This window comes from Pseudomonas argentinensis, from assembly GCF_001839655.2.
In the GTDB taxonomy this organism is placed as follows: Bacteria; Pseudomonadota; Gammaproteobacteria; order Pseudomonadales; family Pseudomonadaceae; genus Aquipseudomonas; species Aquipseudomonas argentinensis_B.
On record NZ_CP056087.1, the window covers coordinates 1,900,823 to 1,918,421 of the forward strand.

Consider the following 17,599-nt stretch of genomic DNA (forward strand, 5'->3'; position numbering starts at 1 on the left):
GACTCCGGATTACCCGGGTGACTTCGACCGCTTAGATACTGGATGAACCGATGCTTTCCTACAAGACTTGCGCGCTGGCGCTTTGCGTACTGCTGACAGGTTGCTCCCTGTTCGAGAAGAAGGAAGATCCCAAGCCGGTTCCCATGCCGCCGCCCGAAGTCACCCAGGCCTGGCTGGACGAATACGAGCCGCTGGTGCGTGACGCGATCAAGGACAGCAACTTCGAGATGGAGCGTCGTGAGAACCTGCTGGTGGTCACCGCGCCGGTCAAGGGCTCGTTCAACCCGGATCGCCCGGGCATGCTGCTGCCGGTCACCCTGGGCCCGATCACCCGGGTGGCCAAGGTAATGGAGAAAGACGGCAAGGTCGGCGTGCTGGTACTCGGCCATGCCGACAGCAGCGGCGCCCTGGAAACCAACCGCGCGCTGAGCCTCGAGCGCGCCCGTGCCTTCACTGCCATCTTCCGCCTCAGCGGCCTCAAGCAGGATCGCCTGATGGTCAAGGGCATGGGCCCGGACATGCCGCGCGCCGCCAATGACAGCGCCAACGGTCGCGAGCTGAACCGCCGGGTGGAAATCCTCCTGACCCGCCAGGACACCCTGCAGGCCCTGATCGCCAAATACAGCACGCCGGAACCGGCACCGGCTGCCGCCACGGCCGTTGCCGCCGCTGACAAGCCAGCCGAGAAAGCCGCTGCCAAGGCTGACGCCAAACCCGCAGGCAAGACCGTGGCCAAGGCTTCTACCAAGTCCAAGCCCAAGGCCGCTGCAAAACCAGCCGCCAAGCCAGCCGCCAAGGCGGTTGCCAAGGCTGCCGACAAGCCCGCCGCCAAGAGCGCCACCAAGCTGGCCGATGCCAAGAAAGTGGTTGCCTCGGATCAAGCCAAATAAGGTTTACCCCGTTAAGCTAGGGTCTTTGTCGCTTTCGAGAGTACGCTCATGACTCAGACCCTGGCCGACATGCGCCGTGATTACACCCGTGACGGGTTGAGCGAGGATCAGGCGCCGCTTGAGCCCCTCGCGCTGTTCAGAAGCTGGTTCGCCGACGCGGTGAAAACCGAGCAGCTCCCCGTGGAGCCCAATGCCATGACCCTGGCAACCGTCGATGCCAATGGACGCCCGCATTGCCGTGTGCTGCTGCTCAAGGGCCTGGACGAGCGGGGCTTCACCTTCTTCAGCAACTACCAGAGCGCCAAGGGCGAGCAGCTGCAGGCCAACCCCTTTGCCGCGCTGACCTTCTTCTGGCCAACCCTGGAACGCCAGGTGCGTATCGAAGGGCGGGTCGAGCGGGTGACGCCCGCCGAGTCCGATGCCTACTTCCAGGTGCGCCCGCTGGGTAGCCGACTGGGTGCCTGGGCCTCACCGCAGAGTCGGGTCATCCACGACCGTAGTGAGCTGGAAGGCCTGCTGGCGCAAACCGAACGACGCTTCGCCGACCAGGCGCCCGAGTGCCCGCCACACTGGGGCGGTTACCGCCTGCTGCCCGAGCGCATCGAGTTCTGGCAGGGGCGTGCCAGCCGTCTGCACGACCGTCTCGACTATCGCCGCGAGGGCGAAGCCTGGTTACGCCAGCGCCTGGCGCCCTGACCACCTGCAGCCGGCCTGGGTGTCGGCCGAACCGGCAATCGGCCTACAATGTTGGCTTCCCTCGCGCAGGTCCCAGCATGCTTGAACTTGACTCCACCCTGGCCCAGCACATCGTCGATCGCGCCATGGCCATCCTGCCGTACAACATCAACGTGATGGACGCCCAGGGCATGATCATCGGCAGCGGCGACCCGCTGCGCCTGCACACCCGCCATGAGGGGGCGCAACTGGTGCTGGCCAACCGGCGGGTAGTGGAGATCGACGAGCAGGCCGCCACCTGCCTGCGTGGCGTCCGCCCAGGGGTGAATCTGCCCTTGCTGCATGCCGATGAGCTGATCGGCGTACTGGGCATCACCGGCGACCCCGAGGTGGTGCGGCCCTACGCCGAGCTGGTGCGCATGGCCGCGGAAATGCTGGTCGAGCAGCGCCAGCTGCAAGCCGAACGGCACTGGCAGCGCCATCAGCTGGACGCCTGGTTGCGTCAGCTGTTCGATCCGGCAGTGTCGCTCGGCACCCTGGCTGCGGATGCCGAGCGCCAGGGCTTGGCGCTGGCCTGGCCGCGCCAGGTCTGCCTGCTGGAGTTGCAGGACAGCGCCGAGCCGCTGGCCCAGCAGGCGCGTTTGCTGGGTGTGCTGACCGGCAAGAGTGAGCACCTGGCGGCGCCATTGGGCATGCGCGAGATGTTCTGGTGCCGGCCGCTACACGGCGGTCGTGACGACGCGCACTGGCTGGAGAGCGCCGATGAACGCGGCTGGGGCGTGGCCCGCCTGGTGGTCAGCGACCCGGTGCAGTCCCTGGGGCAAATGCGTCAGGCCTGCATGGCTCTGCGCGACCTGCAGGCCTTTGCCCAGGCGCGTTATCCCGCCCTGCGCCTGGTGGCGCTTGAGGAGCATCGCCTGCCGACGCTGCTCCACGCCCAGCGCAACAGCTGGCTGCTGCAAGGGTGGCTGGCACCCTTGAAGCAGGTGCTCGCCCAGGACAGCAACGGCGTGCTACGTGACACCCTCGAAGCCTGGTGTGAGCACGATGGCCAGGTGCAGAGCTGCGCCGCAGCACTGGGGATCCATCGCAACACCCTGCGCTATCGCCTCGAGCGCATCGCCGAGCTCAGCGGCGTGGAGCTGACGCGTCTGGATCGCCGTCTGCAGCTGTCGCTGGGGCTGGGACTGCTCGAGCCAGACTGAACGCCACCTTCCAGAATGATGCCACTGCACAGTTGCAGGCCTGCGCTTTGTCTCTCCTGTTGTGCCAATGAACAGGGTGTCGCCCGGTATTGCTGGGCGACAATGCCCGGTACCTGGCAAATCACATAACAACAATGAGGACACCGGCATGGCTCTGGTTCTGATCCTGGTCGCACTGATCGCGTTCATCGTGGTGTCGACTACCCGTCTCAAGCTGCATCCCTTCCTGGCTCTGCTGGCGGCGGCCCTGATCGCCGGCTTTGCTTACCAACTGCCCCATCAGGACATCATCAAGACCATTGCCACCGGCTTTGGCGGCATCCTGGGCAACATCGGCATCGTCATCGTGCTGGGCACCATCATCGGGGTGATCCTCGAACGCAGCGGCGCAGCGATCACCATGGCCGAGACGGTGATCAAGCTGCTCGGCGAGCGCTTTCCCACCCTGACCATGTCGATCATCGGTTACCTGGTGTCGATTCCGGTGTTCTGCGATTCCGGTTACGTGATCCTCAACTCGCTGAAGAACGCCCTGGCGGCGCGCATGAAGGTCTCGGTAGTGGCCATGAGCGTGGCGCTGGCGACCGGCCTGTACGCCACCCACACCTTCGTGCCGCCGACGCCGGGACCGATCGCCGCTGCCGGCAACCTCGGGCTGGAATCGAGCCTGGGCCTGGTGATCGCCGTTGGCCTGTTCGTCGCCATGGTGACCGCTCTGGCGGGCATGTGGTGGGCAAACCGCTTCGTTGGCAAGGACATCGCCCTGGTGGACGACGGCACGCCGCTGCCCAGCGCCGAGGAATTCGCCGAACTGCGCAGCAAGTACGGCAAGCTGCCGAGCGCCGCCCAGGCCTTCGCGCCGATCTTCGTGCCTATTCTCTTGATCTGCCTGGGCTCCATCGCGGTGTTCCCCAGCAAGCCGTTCGGCGAGGGCGAGATCCTGGCGGTGCTGCGTTTCTGTGGCCAGCCGGTAGTGGCCTTGCTGATTGGCCTGCTGCTGGCCTGCACGCTGCTCAAGGGCAATGGCAAGCGCCAGAATCTCCATGACCGGGTCAGCGAGGGCATCGTTTCCGCAGCGCCCATCCTACTGATTACCGGTGCTGGCGGCGCCTTTGGTGCGGTGTTGAGTGCCTCGCCGCTGGGCGGCTACCTGGGCGCCACGCTGTCGGCCCTGGGTGTCGGGCTGTTCATGCCGTTTATGGTCGCCGCTGCCCTGAAAACCGCTCAGGGGTCCACCACCGTGGCGCTGGTGACTACCTCGGCGATGGTTGCCCCGCTACTGGGTCAGCTGGGCCTGGATAGCGAGATGGGCCGCGTACTGACCGTAATGGCTATCGGTGCCGGCAGCATGACGGTGTCCCATGCCAACGACAGCTTCTTCTGGGTCGTTACCCAGTTCAGCCGCATGCCGGTGGCCGTCGCCTACCGGGCGCAAACCATGGCCACGCTGGTTCAAGGCCTGGTGGGTATCACCACGGTATGGTTGCTGAGCCTGGTGCTCCTGTAAGTCCGATCAATCGCGAGGCGCTCACGGGCGCCTCGCTGTTTTCGAGGTTGTCTGCATGAAAATCGTCATCGCTCCGGATTCGTTCAAGGAGAGCCTTAGTGCGCCTGAGGTGGCCCAGGCCATCGCCCGCGGCTGGCTGGCCGTCTACCCGGACGCCGAGGTCGCCTTGTGCCCCATGGCCGATGGCGGTGAAGGCACCGTGGATGCCGTGCTCGCGGCCACTGGAGGGGAGCGCCGCGAGCTGTCGGTGAAGGGGCCGCTGGCCACGCCGGTGCCAGCGCACTGGGGGTGGCTGGGCGATGGCACGGCAGTGATCGAGATGGCCGCCGCCAGTGGCCTGCACTGGGTACCGAGCGAGCAGCGCGATGCCCGGGTGACCAGCAGCTACGGCACCGGGGAGTTGATCTGCGCAGCACTCGATGCTGGGGCCACGCGGATCATCCTGGGGCTGGGCGGCAGCGCCACCAATGATGGTGGCAGCGGTTTGCTGCGCGCGCTGGGCGTAAGGTTTCTCGACGCCGGCGGCAACCACTTGCGCCACGGGGGCGCGGCACTGGCAGCGCTGCAACGCGTCGACCTCAGCGGGCTGGACAAGCGGCTGCAGAACGTGCAGGTCGAGGTGGCGGCGGATGTCGATAATCCACTGTGCGGGCCCAAGGGCGCCTCGGCGGTGTTCGGCCCGCAGAAGGGCGCGAATCCCGAGCAGGTCAAGGAGCTGGACGCGGCGTTGGCGCGCCTGGCCGAAGTGGTTGGCGAGGCGCTGGGCGAGGACTTCAGCACCTTTCCCGGCGTCGGTGCGGCGGGTGGCCTGGGCTTTGCCGCCAAGGCCTTTCTCGGTGCGCGCTTTCGTCCCGGCATCGAGCTGGTGGCGGAGCTGTCCGGCCTCGCCGAGGCAGTGCGTGGCGCCGACCTGGTGATCACCGGGGAAGGGCGCCTGGATGCCCAGAGTCTGCATGGCAAGACGCCCGTGGGGGTGGCCCGGGTGGCGCAGGTCCAGGGCGTACCGGTGATCGCCCTGGCTGGCAGCCTGGGGGAAGGCTACCAGCAGGTGCGCGAAGCTGGCATCGAAGCCTGCTTCAGCCTGGCACCGGGGCCGATTACCCTGGAGCATGCCTGCGCCAACGCTGGGCAGGAGCTCGAAGCACGGGCGGCCGATCTCGCCAGGTTCTGGCGCCTTGCCCAGGCGGCACGCCGCTGAGCGTCGCCGTATGCCGCGGTGATAATTGCCAATGGCAGCTGTCTATACTGCTGTCGCGAATTGCTTGGGTTACTGAGCTGTACCGCAGCTGAACGCGCGAAGCAATTTGTCGGCAATCACAGTGACCGTCCTGGCGGCCAAGCTGTCATAGGGTTATCAGTCCAGTCTGGAGAATCGTCATGCTTAAACCTGGTCTTTTCGCTGTCCTGTTTGCTGCAGCGACGCTCACCCTCGGCGGCTGCGCATCCAGCCTGACCGGTGACAGCTACTCGCGCGACGAAGCGCGCGCCGTACAGACCGTGCGCATGGGCACCATCGAGTCCCTGCGACCCGTGAAGATCGAAGGCACCAAGACCCCCATCGGTGGTGGTGCGGGTGCAGTGATCGGCGGCGTGGCCGGCAGCGGCGTCGGCGGTGGCCGCGGTTCGGCGGTCGCCGCGGTGATCGGTGCGGTAGCCGGTGGCCTGCTGGGTGCGGCGGCCGAGGAAGGCATCACCCGTACCCAGGGTGTGGAGATCACCGTTCGCGAAGACGACGGCAGCATGCGCGCCTACGTGCAGGCGGTCGAAGAGAACCAGATCTTCCGCGTCGGCGATCGGGTACGCATCATGACCGTCAACGGTACCAGCCGCGTCACCCACTAACGGGCCCATTGCGCCAGCGGGACAAGAGGCCGGATCAGCTCGCTGATTCGGCCTCTTGCATTTTCGGGGCGCGCTGAAAGTATCGAGCTAGAGCGGCTGACGGCATCGCAGTCGGAGCGGCCCTGAATCAATCCAGAGATAGTTTTAGTAATAATTCTATCCATGACGTCAGGTCGATAGCTCAGCATAATCGAAGGCACTTCCTGGCGGGTTTTTGCAGGCTTTTGCTGGAAAAACAAGTCGAACGCTCGGGTGTATCACCAGTCAGTTACAACGTGCCGAACACTAGGCGCACACAGGTTCGTAGCTGGCTCGGCAGGCTCCGGGTCGACTGGTGCAGGTGGTTTCTCCTCCTGCCGGGTTGGCATCACGCACACCATCGCAGGGATCGGCCGGGCGCCAGGCGACCGGCATTCTGGCACCCACTAACTGGCCGTTTGGCTGCATGACGGGCTCGTACAAGGGGTTTAGTGTATGGCGCTTGCGCTGATCATCGCCTTACCATTTATAGGCATCTTTCTACCGCTGCTGGCTGACCGCATGGGCCGCTCGCTCTGCGCGCTGGCCGCGGCGCTCGGCCCGGCCGCCGCCTTGCTGCTGCTGTGGCTTCAGCAACCGGCAGTGTTCGCTGGCGATGTACAGGTGGTGAGCTATCCATGGTTACCGGAGTTGGGGCTCAACCTGAGCCTGCGCCTGGATGGCCTGGGGTTTCTGTTCGCCCTGATGATTCTCGGCATCGGCCTGCTGGTGATCCTCTATGCCCGTTACTACCTGAGCAAGCAGGAGCCCATGGGGCGTTTCTTCGCCTATCTGCTGCTGTTCATGGGGGCCATGCTGGGCGTGGTGCTATCCGAGAACATGCTGCTGATGCTGGTGTTCTGGGAGCTGACCAGCCTGACTTCGTTCCTGCTGGTCGGCTTCTGGAATGGCAGCTCGGATGCCCGTCGCGGCTCGCGCATGGCGTTGACCGTCACCGGCGGCGGTGGCCTGGCGCTGCTGGCCGGCATTCTGCTGCTGGGCAAAATCGCCGGCAGTTTCGAACTGAGCGAGGTGCTGGCGGCGGGCGACACCATTCGCAGTCACGGCCTCTATCCGATCACCCTGATCCTGATCCTGCTCGGCGTGTTCACCAAGTCGGCGCAGTTCCCGTTCCATTTCTGGTTGCCCCAGGCCATGGCGGCGCCAACCCCGGTTTCCGCGTACCTGCACTCGGCAACGATGGTCAAGGCGGGGGTTTTCCTGCTGGCCCGTTTATACCCGGCCCTGGCCGGCACCGAGTGGTGGTTCTACCTGGTCAGCATGACCGGCATGGCGACCCTGCTGTTCGGGGCGATCATGGCGCTGTTCCAGCATGACCTCAAAGGGCTGCTCGCCTATTCGACCATCAGCCATCTGGGCCTGATCACCCTGTTATTCGGCTTCAACACCGAGTTGTCCTCGGTCGCCGCGGTGTTCCACATCATCAACCACGCGACCTTCAAGGCCTCGCTGTTCATGGCCGCCGGCATCATCGACCACGAAACCGGCAGCCGCGACATGCGGCGTATCGCCGGGCTCTGGAAGTACATGCCCCATACCGCCGTGCTGGCCATGGTGGCTGCTTCGGCAATGGCCGGGGTGCCGCTGCTCAACGGCTTCCTGAGCAAGGAGATGTTCTTTACCGAAACGCTCAATCAGGACCTGCTGGGCATCTTCAACTGGATGATTCCCACCGTCGCGACCCTGGCCGGGGTGTTCTCGGTGGCCTATTCGCTGCGCTTCATCCACGACGTGTTCTTCAATGGCGAACCCAGGGATCTGCCCAAGTATCCGCCCCACGAGCCGCCGCGCTACATGAAGATTCCGGTGGAGATCCTGGTGTTCCTGTGCCTGCTGGTCGGCATGCTGCCGGCCTACACGGTGGCGCCGCTGCTGGCATCGGCGGCCAGCGCCACCCTGGGCGGCGAGTTGCCGTACTACAGTCTGTCCATCTGGCATGGTTTCAATCTGCCGCTGGGCATGAGTGTGGTGGCGATGATTGGTGGCGTCGTCGTCTACGCCTGTCGTGAACCGCTGTTCCGCTGGTACAACGGTATGCCGGAAGTGGATGCCAAGGAAATGTTCGAGCTGCTCAATGCCCGCTTGGTCAAGGCTACCCGTTGGGTGACCAAGCTGCTGGAGAGCGGTTCCCAACAGCGTTACGTGGCCTTCCTGTTGCTCAGCGCGCTGATCCTGATCATCACCGCCTTGTCGCCGATGGAATCGCTGGGCGGTAATGTGCCGCTGACGCCGCCCGATGGCATCACCGTGTTCGGCATGGCGGTGTTGTGCGTGATGGCGGTGCTGACCGTGGTGTTCCACCGCAATCGCCTCAAGGCGCTGATGACCCTGAGCTGCGCCGGCCTGATGGTGGCCCTGGCGTTCGCCCGTTATTCGGCGCCGGATCTGGCCCTGACCCAGCTGTCGGTGGAGGTGGTGACCATCATCCTGCTGGTGCTGGCGCTGTTCTTCATGCCTGATCGCACGCCCGTGGAGTCGAGCAGCCTGCGTGGCCTGCGAGACGTGCTGCTGGCCGGCGGCACCGGGATCGTCGTGGCGCTGCTGGCCTATGCGGTAATGACCCGGCCGTACGACAGCATCGCCTCGTTCTTCCTCGAGAACAGCGTCAGCGGTGGCGGCGGCACCAACGTGGTCAACGTGATTCTGGTCGACTTCCGCGGCTTCGATACCCTGGGCGAGATCAGCGTGCTGGCAATCGCCGCGATCGGCATCTACGGCCTGCTGGCCGGTCTGCACCTGCCTCACCCGCTTACCGATCCGAACGGCAAGCCCTGGTCCCTGGACAGTCACCCGATGATTCTCGACAGCATCGCGCGCATCCTCCTGCCGATGGCGCTGCTGGTCTCGGCCTTTATCTTCCTGCGTGGCCACAATCTGCCTGGGGGCGGCTTCATCGCCGGGCTGATCACCGCCATCGCGCTGATCCTGCAGTACGTAGCCCACGGCGTGGAGTGGACCCAGCGGCGCATGCCCTGGAGCTACCACAGCATCGCGGGCCTCGGAGTGCTGATCGCCGCGCTGACCGGCCTGGGCAGCCTGGCTTTCGGCGCGCCGTTCCTGACCTCGGCGTTCGGCTATTTCCACCTGCCGCTGATCGGTAAATTCGAGTTGGCCACCGCGCTGCTCTTCGACCTGGGCGTCTACCTGGCGGTGGTCGGTTCCACATTGCTGATCCTCTCCAACATCGGCCACGTCAGCCAGGATGAAACCAGCAAGGAGGTACTCTGATGGAAGCGCTATTCGCCATTACCCTTGGCGTGCTGGCCGCCAGTGGCGTTTATCTGCTGATGCGCGCCCGCATCTACCCGGTGGTCATGGGCCTGACCCTGATCTCCTACGCGGTCAACCTGTTCCTGTTCGCCATGGGCCGGCTGGGTACCGGAGTGCCCGCGGTCATCGGCAAAAGCGCCGAGCACGGTGACCCGATTCCCCAGGCGCTGGTGCTCACCGCCATCGTCATCGGTTTTGCCATGACGGCCTTCGTGGTGGTGCTGTCGCTGCGCGCCCTGGGTGAGCTGCGTACCGACCACGTCGACGGCGAGGAGTCGCGCTGATGAATCATGCGTTGATCCTGCCGATCCTGATTCCGCTGTTCACCGGCAGCCTGCTGCTGATTCGCTCGCAGCTGTCGATCACCGCCAAACGCTGGGTGTCCCTGCTGGCCACCTGGTCGCTGTTGCCGCTGAGCGCCTGGCTGGTGCTGCAGGCGGACGCCGGCGCGCTGCAGGTCTATGCACTGGGCAACTGGCAGGCGCCGTTCGGCATCATCCTGCTGCTCGACCGCCTGGCGGCGCTGATGCTGCTGGTGACCGCCGCGCTGGCCAGTTTCGCCATGCTCTACGCGGTGCGCGGCGATGACGAGCGGGGCCCGAACTTCCATGCCCTGATGCAGTTCCAGCTGCTCGGCATCAACGGCGCCTTCCTGACCGGCGACCTGTTCAATCTGTTCGTGTTCTTCGAGATCCTGCTGATCGCCTCCTACTCGCTGCTGGTCTACGGTGGCGGGCCGGAGCGCATCAAGGCGGGCATGCACTACGTGGTGCTCAATCTGGTGGCGTCGTCGTTCTTCCTGATTGGCGTGGGCATGCTCTACGGCCTGCTCGGTACCTTGAACATCGCCGACCTGGCGCTGAAGGTGGCCGAAGCCGATGCCGACCGCCAGCACCTGCTGGCCGCCGCTGGTTATCTGCTGCTGATCGTGTTCGGTCTCAAGGGCGCCATCCTGCCGCTGTATTTCTGGTTGCCCAGCGCCTATGCCGCGGCCACGGCGCCGGTGGCTGCGCTGTTCGCGGTGATGACCAAGGTCGGGCTGTACGCGATCATTCGGGTGTTCACCCTGGTGTTCGGCAGCGAAGCGGGGCAGCTGGCCCATCTGGTCGATTACCTGCTGTGGCCGCTGGCGGCGCTGACCTTGCTGCTCGGTGTGACCGGCGCGTTGGCGGCGCGCAGCCTGGGCCGGCTGACCGGCTACCTGGTGATCGTCTCGGTCGGCACCCTGCTGGCGGGCGTCGCGCTGGGCAGCGTGCAAAGCCTGGATGCCGCAATCTACTACCTGATTCACAGCACCTGGGTATGCGGCGGCCTGTTCCTGCTGGCCGATATGCTGGCCCGTCAGCGCGGCGAGGTCGGTCTGCGTTTGCGCAAGGGCCCGCAGTTGCTGCAGCCCAAGCTGCTGGGCGGGTTGTTCTTCATCGGTGCGATCTCGGTGGCCGGCCTGCCGCCGTTCTCCGGTTTCCTGGGCAAGCTGATGCTGCTGCGTTCGGTGGAAACCGGCTGGCAGGCATTGGTGCTCTGGCCGGTGGTACTGGTCGGCGGCCTGGGCATGATCATCGCCCTGGTGCGCGCCGGCAGCACGCTGTTCTGGCGCTGCACCGGCGAGCCGGCGGCAACTGCCGAGTCTGATCGTATTCGTGCACTGGCGACCGTTTGCCTGCTGGCCGGCGGGCCGCTGCTGGTCGCGGCGGCGCAGCCGATTCATGAGTACACCCAGGCGGCCGCCCAGCAGTTGCTGGATGTGAACGCCTATCTGCAGATCGTCCGCGGAGGTGAGCGATGAGCCTGTCCCGTCTGTTCCCCCACCCCATGCTCAGCGTGCTGCTCACGGTGATCTGGTTGCTGATGGTCAATGCGCCGAGCGTAGGCCACCTGGTGCTGGGCGCGCTTCTCGGTTGGGGCATCGCCCTGCTGTGCAGTGGCTTCATGCTCGACGTGCCGCGCCTACGCCGCCCGCTGCTGCTATGCCGCTACCTGCTGATGGTGCTGTGGGACATCGTCATCGCCAACCTGCACGTCGCACGCCTGGTGCTCGGCCCCATGCGCAAGCTGCGCCCGGCATTCGTCGAGGTGCCCATGGACATCGACAACGACTTCATGCTCTCGGTACTCGCCTGCATCGTGTCGCTGACGCCGGGCACCGTGTCCTCGGGCCTCAGCAGCGACCACAAGACCCTGCTGCTGCACGGCCTGGACGTGGCCGACGACCAGGCCCTCATCGCCCAGGTGAAGTCGCGCTATGAAGCCCCGCTGATGGAGATTTTCGAATGCTCGCGTACGTGATTCCCTTCTGCATGGCATTGATGGTCGTCGCCATGATGCTCAATGTGATCCGCCTGGTGCGCGGCCCGGACATGCCAGACCGCGTGCTGGCCCTGGACACCTTGTATATCAACGCCCTGGCGCTGATCGTGGTATTCGGTATCTGGCTTAAGTCGGATCTGTTCTTCGAGGCCGCGCTGCTGATCGCGGTCATGGGCTTTGTCGGCACCGTGGCGGTGGGCAAGCACCTGCTGCATGGCGAAATCATCGACTGAGGAGGCTTCACCCATGCCATTCTGGATCGAAGCACTGGTTTCGTTCTTTCTACTGGTCGGCTGCTCGTTCGCGCTGATCGGCGCCATCGGCCTTTATCGCCTGCCGGATTTCTTCACCCGCCTGCATGGCCCGACCAAGGCCACCACACTGGGGGTGGGCAGCATGGTGGTCGCCTCGATGATCTTTTTTGGCAACCACGCCGAAGGCTTGAGTGTGCACGAGTTGCTGATCGTCATGTTCCTGTTCATCACCGCGCCGGTCAGCGCCCATATGCTGGCCAAGTCGGCGATGCAGGAGAAGGTCAAGCTGGTGCGGCGCACCCGCGGGCGTCCCTGGGAGTCCTGAGTTGGGCTGAAGCTTTGGGCGCCGATCTGGATCGCAGTGGGGTGCAAGTCGAGATCGGCAGGCTCCTCAATCCTGCGCCGTACCAACGGCGCACCCACCCTGTGCCGCTAGCGGGCTTGCTCAGCCATCAGCGCACGTGCCAGACCTTCGGCCACACGAATGCCGTCGACACCCGCGGACAGAATGCCACCGGCATAGCCCGCGCCTTCACCGGCCGGGAACAGACCGCGCACGTTGAGGCTCTGCAGATCCTCGCCCCGGGTGATGCGCAGGGGCGATGAAGTGCGGGTTTCGATACCGGTGAGCACCGCATCGTGCAGGTCGAAGCCCCTGATCTGCTTGGCGAAGGCCGGCAGCGCTTCACGGATCGCCTCGATGGCGAAGTCCGGCAGCGAGGGGGCCAGGTCGCCGAGCTTGATCCCCGGCTTGTAGGACGGCTCGACGCTGCCCAGCGCGGTGCTCGGCTTGCCGGCGATAAAGTCGCCGACCAGTTGGCCCGGCGCCTCATAGTTGCTGCCGCCGAGTACGTAGGCGTGGGACTCCAGGCGCTCCTGCAGTTCGACGCCAGCCAGCGGGCCGCCGGGATAATCCTGCTCCGGGGTGATGCCGACCACGATGCCCGAGTTGGCATTGCGTTCGTTACGCGAGTACTGGCTCATGCCGTTGGTGACCACCCGGTGCGGCTCGCTGGTGGCCGCCACCACGGTGCCGCCCGGGCACATGCAGAAACTGTATACAGAGCGGCCGTTCCTGGCGTGGTGCACCAGTTTGTAATCGGCGGCGCCCAGTTTCGGATGGCCGGCGTACTTGCCGAGCCGCGCGCGGTCGATCAGCGACTGCGGGTGCTCGATGCGGAAGCCCACCGAGAACGGCTTGGCTTCCATGAACACGCCGCGCTTGTGCAGGGCACGGAAGGTGTCCCGCGAGCTGTGGCCAAGGGCCAGGATGACGTGGCGGCTGTGCACCTGCTCGCCGTTTTCCAGCTCCACGCCGACCAGCTGGCCATCTTCGATCAGCACGTCGCTGACGCGCTGTTGGAAGCGTACCTCGCCGCCCAGTGCCTTGATCTCCTCGCGCATGGTGGCCACCACGCCAGTCAGGCGAAAGGTGCCGATATGCGGCTTGCTGACGTAGAGGATCTCCTCCGGGGCACCGGCCTTGACGAATTCTTCCAGCACCTTGCGCCCGTAATGGTTGGGGTCCTTGATCTGGCTGTACAGCTTGCCATCGGAAAAGGTGCCCGCGCCGCCCTCGCCGAACTGCACGTTGGACTCGGGATCCAGCACTTTCTTGCGCCACAGCCCCCAGGTGTCCTTGGTGCGCTGGCGCACTTCCTTGCCGCGTTCCAGCACGATGGGCCTGAGGCCCATCTGCGCCAGGATCAGCGCCGCGAAGATGCCGCACGGGCCGAAGCCGATCACCAGCGGGCGCTGGGCAGGGTGTTGCCCGGCACTGACGCTCAGTGGCCTGTAGCTCACGTCCGGGGCGATGCCGAGGTTGCGGTCGTTGGCCAGGCGCGCCAGCAGGGCGGCCTCGTCGCGCACGCTGAAATCCAGGGTGTAGATGAACGGCATGTCGCCGGACTTCTTGCGGGCATCGTAGCTGCGCTTGAACACGCTGAATTCGAGCAGTTCGTTGTCGTCGATGCCCAGGCGCTCGACCAGGGCCGGGCGCAGGGCGTCGTCAGGGTGATCGAGAGGCAGTTTCAGTTCGGTGATGCGCAGCATGGGATCGTCCTTTCAGGGCCGGAGGCAACCCGGCAGCTTTTTCGAGGGCGGCGATTATGGACGAAAAATGCCCGGCAGGCTGCAGTTGACGCTTTGCAGTCGACGGGCCGCTGCGCAACGGATGTGCCGCATATCGTCAAGACTGCGTCACTGAACAGACTCTCACGACACCGAAAGGAAACTCGCATGCACTCGAACAGGACGCTCAAACTGGGGTATTTCGCAGGCCTGATCACGCCCTTGTGGCTGGCCCTGGGCGTGACCTACGCCGGCGCGCTGTACCCTGGCTACAGCCATGTCGATCAGGCCATGAGCCTGCTGGGCGCCGAAGGCGCACCGACTCGATTGATCTCGCCGCTGATCAACAATTTCCCGCTGGGCGTACTGTTCCTGCTGTTCGGTGGCGCGGTGTTGCTGAGCTTTCGCAGCCGCTGGGGGCGCCTGAGCGGCCTGCTGATCATCCTTCACGGCCTGGGCAGCTTCGGCACCGGCTACTTCGCCTGTGACGCCGGCTGTGCACCGGAGAACCCATCTGCCAGCCAGAATCTGCACAACCTGGCGGGGCTGATCATGGCCTTCAGTCTGTTGCTGGCAGGCGGGCTCTGGGTGTGGCTGGGCCGGCGCCTGTTCGCCTCGCCAGGTTTTTCCTGGTTTTCGCTATTCTGCACACTGGCAGCCCTTGGCGCCTTGCCGCTGATGGCCAGTGCGCTGGAGAGCGGCCACGGTTTCGGCCTTTATCAGCGCATCAATTACGGAGCATCGTTGCTGTGGGTCGCCGGGCTGGCGCTGATGCTGCTGCGCCGCCCAACTGCCTGACTCGTGTTTGCTTACGATTTGCCGATGTCTCTCGACCCGAGGAGTTGCTAGGTCTAAGACCCATTTCCCGCAGGGATATCGAGGTGTGTGGTGAGCAGACACCCCTGGACCGAAGGCACACCGGCAAGTGTATTGCTGGTCACCGACCTGAGGGTGCGTTGCGCCCGTGCGCTGGATCGCGCGGCGCAACTGGCGAGCGAGTGGCAGGCGCTGCTGGTGGGCGTCAATGTGCTGGAAACCGCCCAGGCGCCAGAGCTGGTGCTGGGCTGGGTGGGCGCGCGGGATGACGCCAGCCTGGCACGCTTTGCCGAGCAGCAACTGCAGGAGGATCTGTCGGGCCTCGAGGTGCAGGTGCGCCTGCGTATCGAGCGTGGTGAGCCCGTCCAGGTCATCGCCAAGGCGGCGCGGGAAACTGGCAGTGCGCTGGTGGTCACCGGTGTGGCGAGCGATGCGTTGTGGGCCGCTTGCTGCTCGGCTCCACGGTGGAGTCGCTGGCTCGGCACTGCCGCAACCTTTGTTGGTGGTACGCCAGCGACCACGCGGGCGTTATCAGCGCATTCTGGTGGCCACCGACTTTTCCGACGCGTCGCGCCATGCGCTGCATGCGGCTGCCGGTTATGTTCCCGATCGCCAACTGGTGCTCTACCACGCCACCGAGGCGCCGCTGTCCGACCGCCTGGAGCGGGTGATCGACGGTGAGACGCGCCGGCATATCGAGGCGGGCAATTACGCCGCGTTTCTGGGTGCCAGTGATCTGCCGGACGAGGCGAGAAAGCGCACGCGTATCGTGATCGAGCGGGGTTCGCTGGCCTTCCCTAAGCCATTACGTGCGCGAGCATGACGTCGATCTGGTGGTGATGGGCACCCACGGGCGCAGCGGGCTGATGAATGTGCTGCTGGGCAGTGCGGCCAGTGAACTGCTGCAGTGGGTGCCGTGCGTCACCCTGATCGTGCGCGAGCCGCGTGCTGAGGATCAAGGCTCGCTGCGCGCCTTCATCCAGCGCTGGCGCTGTTCGGCATTGTGAAAGGTCCAGGCCACGAAGCGGCTCTGCTTCTGGCCCTGGCTCATTGCCACCGTGCGAGTGTCCAGGGCGCGGACCTTGTTCAGCATGGCGTATACGCCCGGCAGGTTGCCGGCCTTGGAAATCAGCGTGCTGAACCACAGCACCTGATCGCGGTGCTCGGCGCTTTCGCCAATCAGCCGGGCCACGAACGCCGCTTCGCCGCCCGGGCACCACAGCTCCGCCGCCTGACCGCCAAAGTTCAGCACCGGCAGCGTGCGCTTGGGGTCGAGCTTGCCGAGGTTGCGCCATTTGCGTTTGCTGCCGCTGCTGGCTTCAGCCGCCGAGGCATGGAAGGGCGGGTTGCAGAGGGTCACCTCGAAGCGCTCGTCGGCCCGCAACAGATTGGTGAAAACGTGCCCGGCATCCGCTTGCAGGCGCAGTTCGATCTGCTCGCGCAAATCGGTGTTCGCTCGCACGATGGCCGCTGCCGAGGCAATGGCCTGGGGCGCGATGTCCGCACCGAGGAAGCGCCAGCCGTATTCGCGGTTACCCAGTAGCGGGTAGATGCAGTTGGCGCCCACGCCGATGTCCAGCGCCCGTACTGCCGCGCCGCGAGGCGTTTCACCGCCGTTGTCGCCTGCCAGCAGATCGGCCAGGTAGTGCAGGTAATCGGCGCGTCCCGGAATCGGCGGGCACAGGTAATCGGCCGGAATGTCCCAGTGCGCGATGCCATAGAACTGCTTGAGCAGGGCGCGGTTGAACACCTTGACCGCCGCCGGGTTGGCGAAGTCGATGCTCTGGTTGCCATAGGGGTTGATGATCACGAACGCCGCCAGCTCAGGGCTGGCCTTGATCAACGCCGGAAAGTCATAACGGCCCTGATGGCGGTTGCGGTGGTGCAGCTGGCCTTTTTCAGGCGAGGCGGGCGGTTTGGGCGGACGTTTGGCGGGCATGCTGATCATTGCGCAGGTGACGGGCCGGGCATTTTCCCACAGCCACTGGCGCCGTGCTCAGGGTCTTGAATATGAAACCGTGCGCCTGCGGCCGGACGTGCACTGATCCAAGTCAACCAGCGGCTGCCTGGTCGGCTCTAGACTGGCCCCATCCAGGGGAACGACAGGGCAACCACCGTGGCTTATCTCAGTTGGAGCGATGACCTGAACACCGGAATCGCGGTGATCGACGGTCAGCACCGCCGCATCGTCGACATGATCAACGCGCTGTACGTTGCGCAGCACGACGGTAAGCGCCAGGCTGTGGCACTGGTGATCGAGGAACTGGTGGACTACACCAGCTCGCACTTCGCCTTCGAGGAGGCGATGCTCGAGGAAGCGGGCTACGTGTTCACCAAGGCGCACAAGCGGGTGCACGAGTTGTTCATCCGCCGGGTCGAGGATTACCGCGCGCGGTTCCGGCAGGGCGAGGATGTCTGCGATGAACTGCGCAGCCTGCTCGGCCGCTGGCTGTTCGGGCATATCCGCAACGACGACCAGAGCTACGTGGCGGCGGTGACCGAAAACCTGCGGCGCCTGGCGGCCGACAAGGCCGAGGACGGATGGTTGAACCGCGCCAAGCGGCGGTTTTTTCGCGCGGCTTAGCGTGCGGTTTCAAACGATAGCGGACGGTGAGAAGATCTTTTGTGGAAGAGGCCGGGCGGCGATCCGCTTTAGCCTCGATTTTGCCTGGCTATGCGTAAAGAACTCGCGGCTAAAGCCCCTCCCACGTAATTGCGAGCGGC

18 protein-coding genes and 1 pseudogene are annotated in these 17,599 nt (G+C 65.1%); 17 read left to right on the plus strand and 2 right to left on the minus strand.

Annotated features, from left to right (window positions below; genetic code table 11):
- Window positions 1-50: 50 nt before the first annotated feature.
- The 12 genes from SA190iCDA_RS08375 (at window position 51) to SA190iCDA_RS08430 (ending at window position 12,314) form a co-directional block, all read left to right on the plus strand.
- Window positions 51-890, plus strand: a complete 840-nt coding sequence (locus SA190iCDA_RS08375; RefSeq protein ID WP_070887917.1) for an OmpA family protein — start codon at window positions 51-53, stop codon at window positions 888-890.
- Window positions 891-938: 48 nt separating this feature from the next.
- Window positions 939-1,586, plus strand: coding sequence for a pyridoxamine 5'-phosphate oxidase (gene pdxH, locus SA190iCDA_RS08380; RefSeq protein WP_070887916.1), 648 nt, complete (start codon window positions 939-941; stop codon window positions 1,584-1,586).
- 77 nt (window positions 1,587-1,663) lie between these two features.
- Window positions 1,664-2,770 (plus strand): sugar diacid recognition domain-containing protein, encoded by a 1,107-nt coding sequence (locus SA190iCDA_RS08385; protein WP_070887915.1) that lies wholly within the window; start codon window positions 1,664-1,666, stop codon window positions 2,768-2,770.
- Between the two features lie 148 nt (window positions 2,771-2,918).
- Window positions 2,919-4,277, plus strand: a complete 1,359-nt coding sequence (locus SA190iCDA_RS08390) for a GntP family permease (protein WP_070887914.1) — start codon at window positions 2,919-2,921, stop codon at window positions 4,275-4,277.
- 55 nt (window positions 4,278-4,332) lie between these two features.
- The gene (locus SA190iCDA_RS08395; protein ID WP_070887913.1) at window positions 4,333-5,475 is read left to right on the plus strand and encodes a glycerate kinase; all 1,143 of its coding nucleotides are present in this window, start codon (window positions 4,333-4,335) and stop codon (window positions 5,473-5,475) included.
- A 179-nt stretch (window positions 5,476-5,654) separates the two neighbouring features.
- Window positions 5,655-6,119 carry a hypothetical protein gene (locus SA190iCDA_RS08400; RefSeq protein ID WP_070887912.1) on the plus strand — a complete coding sequence of 155 codons (465 nt, stop codon included), beginning with the start codon at window positions 5,655-5,657 and terminating at the stop codon, window positions 6,117-6,119.
- A 474-nt stretch (window positions 6,120-6,593) separates the two neighbouring features.
- A complete protein-coding gene (locus SA190iCDA_RS08405) occupies window positions 6,594-9,386 on the plus strand; it encodes a monovalent cation/H+ antiporter subunit A (protein WP_070887911.1) in 2,793 nt (930 codons plus the stop codon).
- The gene (locus SA190iCDA_RS08410) at window positions 9,386-9,712 is read left to right on the plus strand and encodes a Na+/H+ antiporter subunit C (protein ID WP_070887910.1); all 327 of its coding nucleotides are present in this window, start codon (window positions 9,386-9,388) and stop codon (window positions 9,710-9,712) included. Before SA190iCDA_RS08405 ends, SA190iCDA_RS08410 begins: the two co-directional genes overlap by 1 nt.
- Window positions 9,712-11,214, plus strand: a complete 1,503-nt coding sequence (locus SA190iCDA_RS08415; RefSeq protein WP_070887909.1) for a monovalent cation/H+ antiporter subunit D — start codon at window positions 9,712-9,714, stop codon at window positions 11,212-11,214. Before SA190iCDA_RS08410 ends, SA190iCDA_RS08415 begins: the two co-directional genes overlap by 1 nt.
- Window positions 11,211-11,714, plus strand: a complete 504-nt coding sequence (locus SA190iCDA_RS08420) for a Na+/H+ antiporter subunit E (RefSeq protein WP_070887908.1) — start codon at window positions 11,211-11,213, stop codon at window positions 11,712-11,714. The genes SA190iCDA_RS08415 and SA190iCDA_RS08420 overlap by 4 nt, the downstream gene beginning before the upstream one ends.
- Window positions 11,699-11,968, plus strand: a complete 270-nt coding sequence (locus SA190iCDA_RS08425; protein WP_070887907.1) for a K+/H+ antiporter subunit F — start codon at window positions 11,699-11,701, stop codon at window positions 11,966-11,968. The genes SA190iCDA_RS08420 and SA190iCDA_RS08425 overlap by 16 nt, the downstream gene beginning before the upstream one ends.
- Window positions 11,969-11,981: 13 nt before the next feature.
- Entirely contained in the window at window positions 11,982-12,314 is a 333-nt protein-coding gene (locus SA190iCDA_RS08430) for a Na+/H+ antiporter subunit G (RefSeq protein ID WP_070887906.1), read from the plus strand.
- A 107-nt stretch (window positions 12,315-12,421) separates the two neighbouring features.
- Here the strand turns inward: SA190iCDA_RS08430 and SA190iCDA_RS08435 are convergent, their stop codons facing one another.
- Complete coding sequence (locus SA190iCDA_RS08435; RefSeq protein ID WP_070887905.1) at window positions 12,422-14,041, minus strand: NAD(P)/FAD-dependent oxidoreductase; 1,620 nt, start codon at window positions 14,039-14,041, stop codon at window positions 12,422-12,424.
- Between the two features lie 186 nt (window positions 14,042-14,227).
- Here SA190iCDA_RS08435 and SA190iCDA_RS08440 point away from each other — a divergent pair, with 186 nt between their 5' ends.
- From SA190iCDA_RS08440 to SA190iCDA_RS08455, 4 genes and pseudogenes are all read left to right on the plus strand, one after another.
- Window positions 14,228-14,857 carry a DUF998 domain-containing protein gene (locus SA190iCDA_RS08440; RefSeq protein WP_070887904.1) on the plus strand — a complete coding sequence of 210 codons (630 nt, stop codon included), beginning with the start codon at window positions 14,228-14,230 and terminating at the stop codon, window positions 14,855-14,857.
- Between the two features lie 153 nt (window positions 14,858-15,010).
- Window positions 15,011-15,235, plus strand: a pseudogene (locus SA190iCDA_RS08445) (universal stress protein); the annotation flags it as partial.
- Between the two features lie 139 nt (window positions 15,236-15,374).
- Window positions 15,375-15,698: a universal stress protein gene (locus tag SA190iCDA_RS08450; protein ID WP_236101346.1), complete on the plus strand. Its 324-nt coding sequence runs from the start codon at window positions 15,375-15,377 to the stop codon at window positions 15,696-15,698.
- Window positions 15,685-15,882, plus strand: a complete 198-nt coding sequence (locus SA190iCDA_RS08455) for a universal stress protein (RefSeq protein WP_236101128.1) — start codon at window positions 15,685-15,687, stop codon at window positions 15,880-15,882. Before SA190iCDA_RS08450 ends, SA190iCDA_RS08455 begins: the two co-directional genes overlap by 14 nt.
- Here SA190iCDA_RS08455 and rlmF read toward each other — a convergent pair.
- Window positions 15,831-16,814 (minus strand): 23S rRNA (adenine(1618)-N(6))-methyltransferase RlmF, encoded by a 984-nt coding sequence (gene rlmF / locus SA190iCDA_RS08460; protein ID WP_419203831.1) that lies wholly within the window; start codon window positions 16,812-16,814, stop codon window positions 15,831-15,833. The two genes, SA190iCDA_RS08455 and rlmF, sit on opposite strands and share 52 nt — an antisense overlap.
- Window positions 16,815-16,991: 177 nt before the next feature.
- Between rlmF and SA190iCDA_RS08465 the strand changes: the two genes are divergently transcribed.
- Window positions 16,992-17,459: a bacteriohemerythrin gene (locus SA190iCDA_RS08465; protein ID WP_070887902.1), complete on the plus strand. Its 468-nt coding sequence runs from the start codon at window positions 16,992-16,994 to the stop codon at window positions 17,457-17,459.
- The last annotated feature ends 140 nt before the right edge of the window (window positions 17,460-17,599 follow it).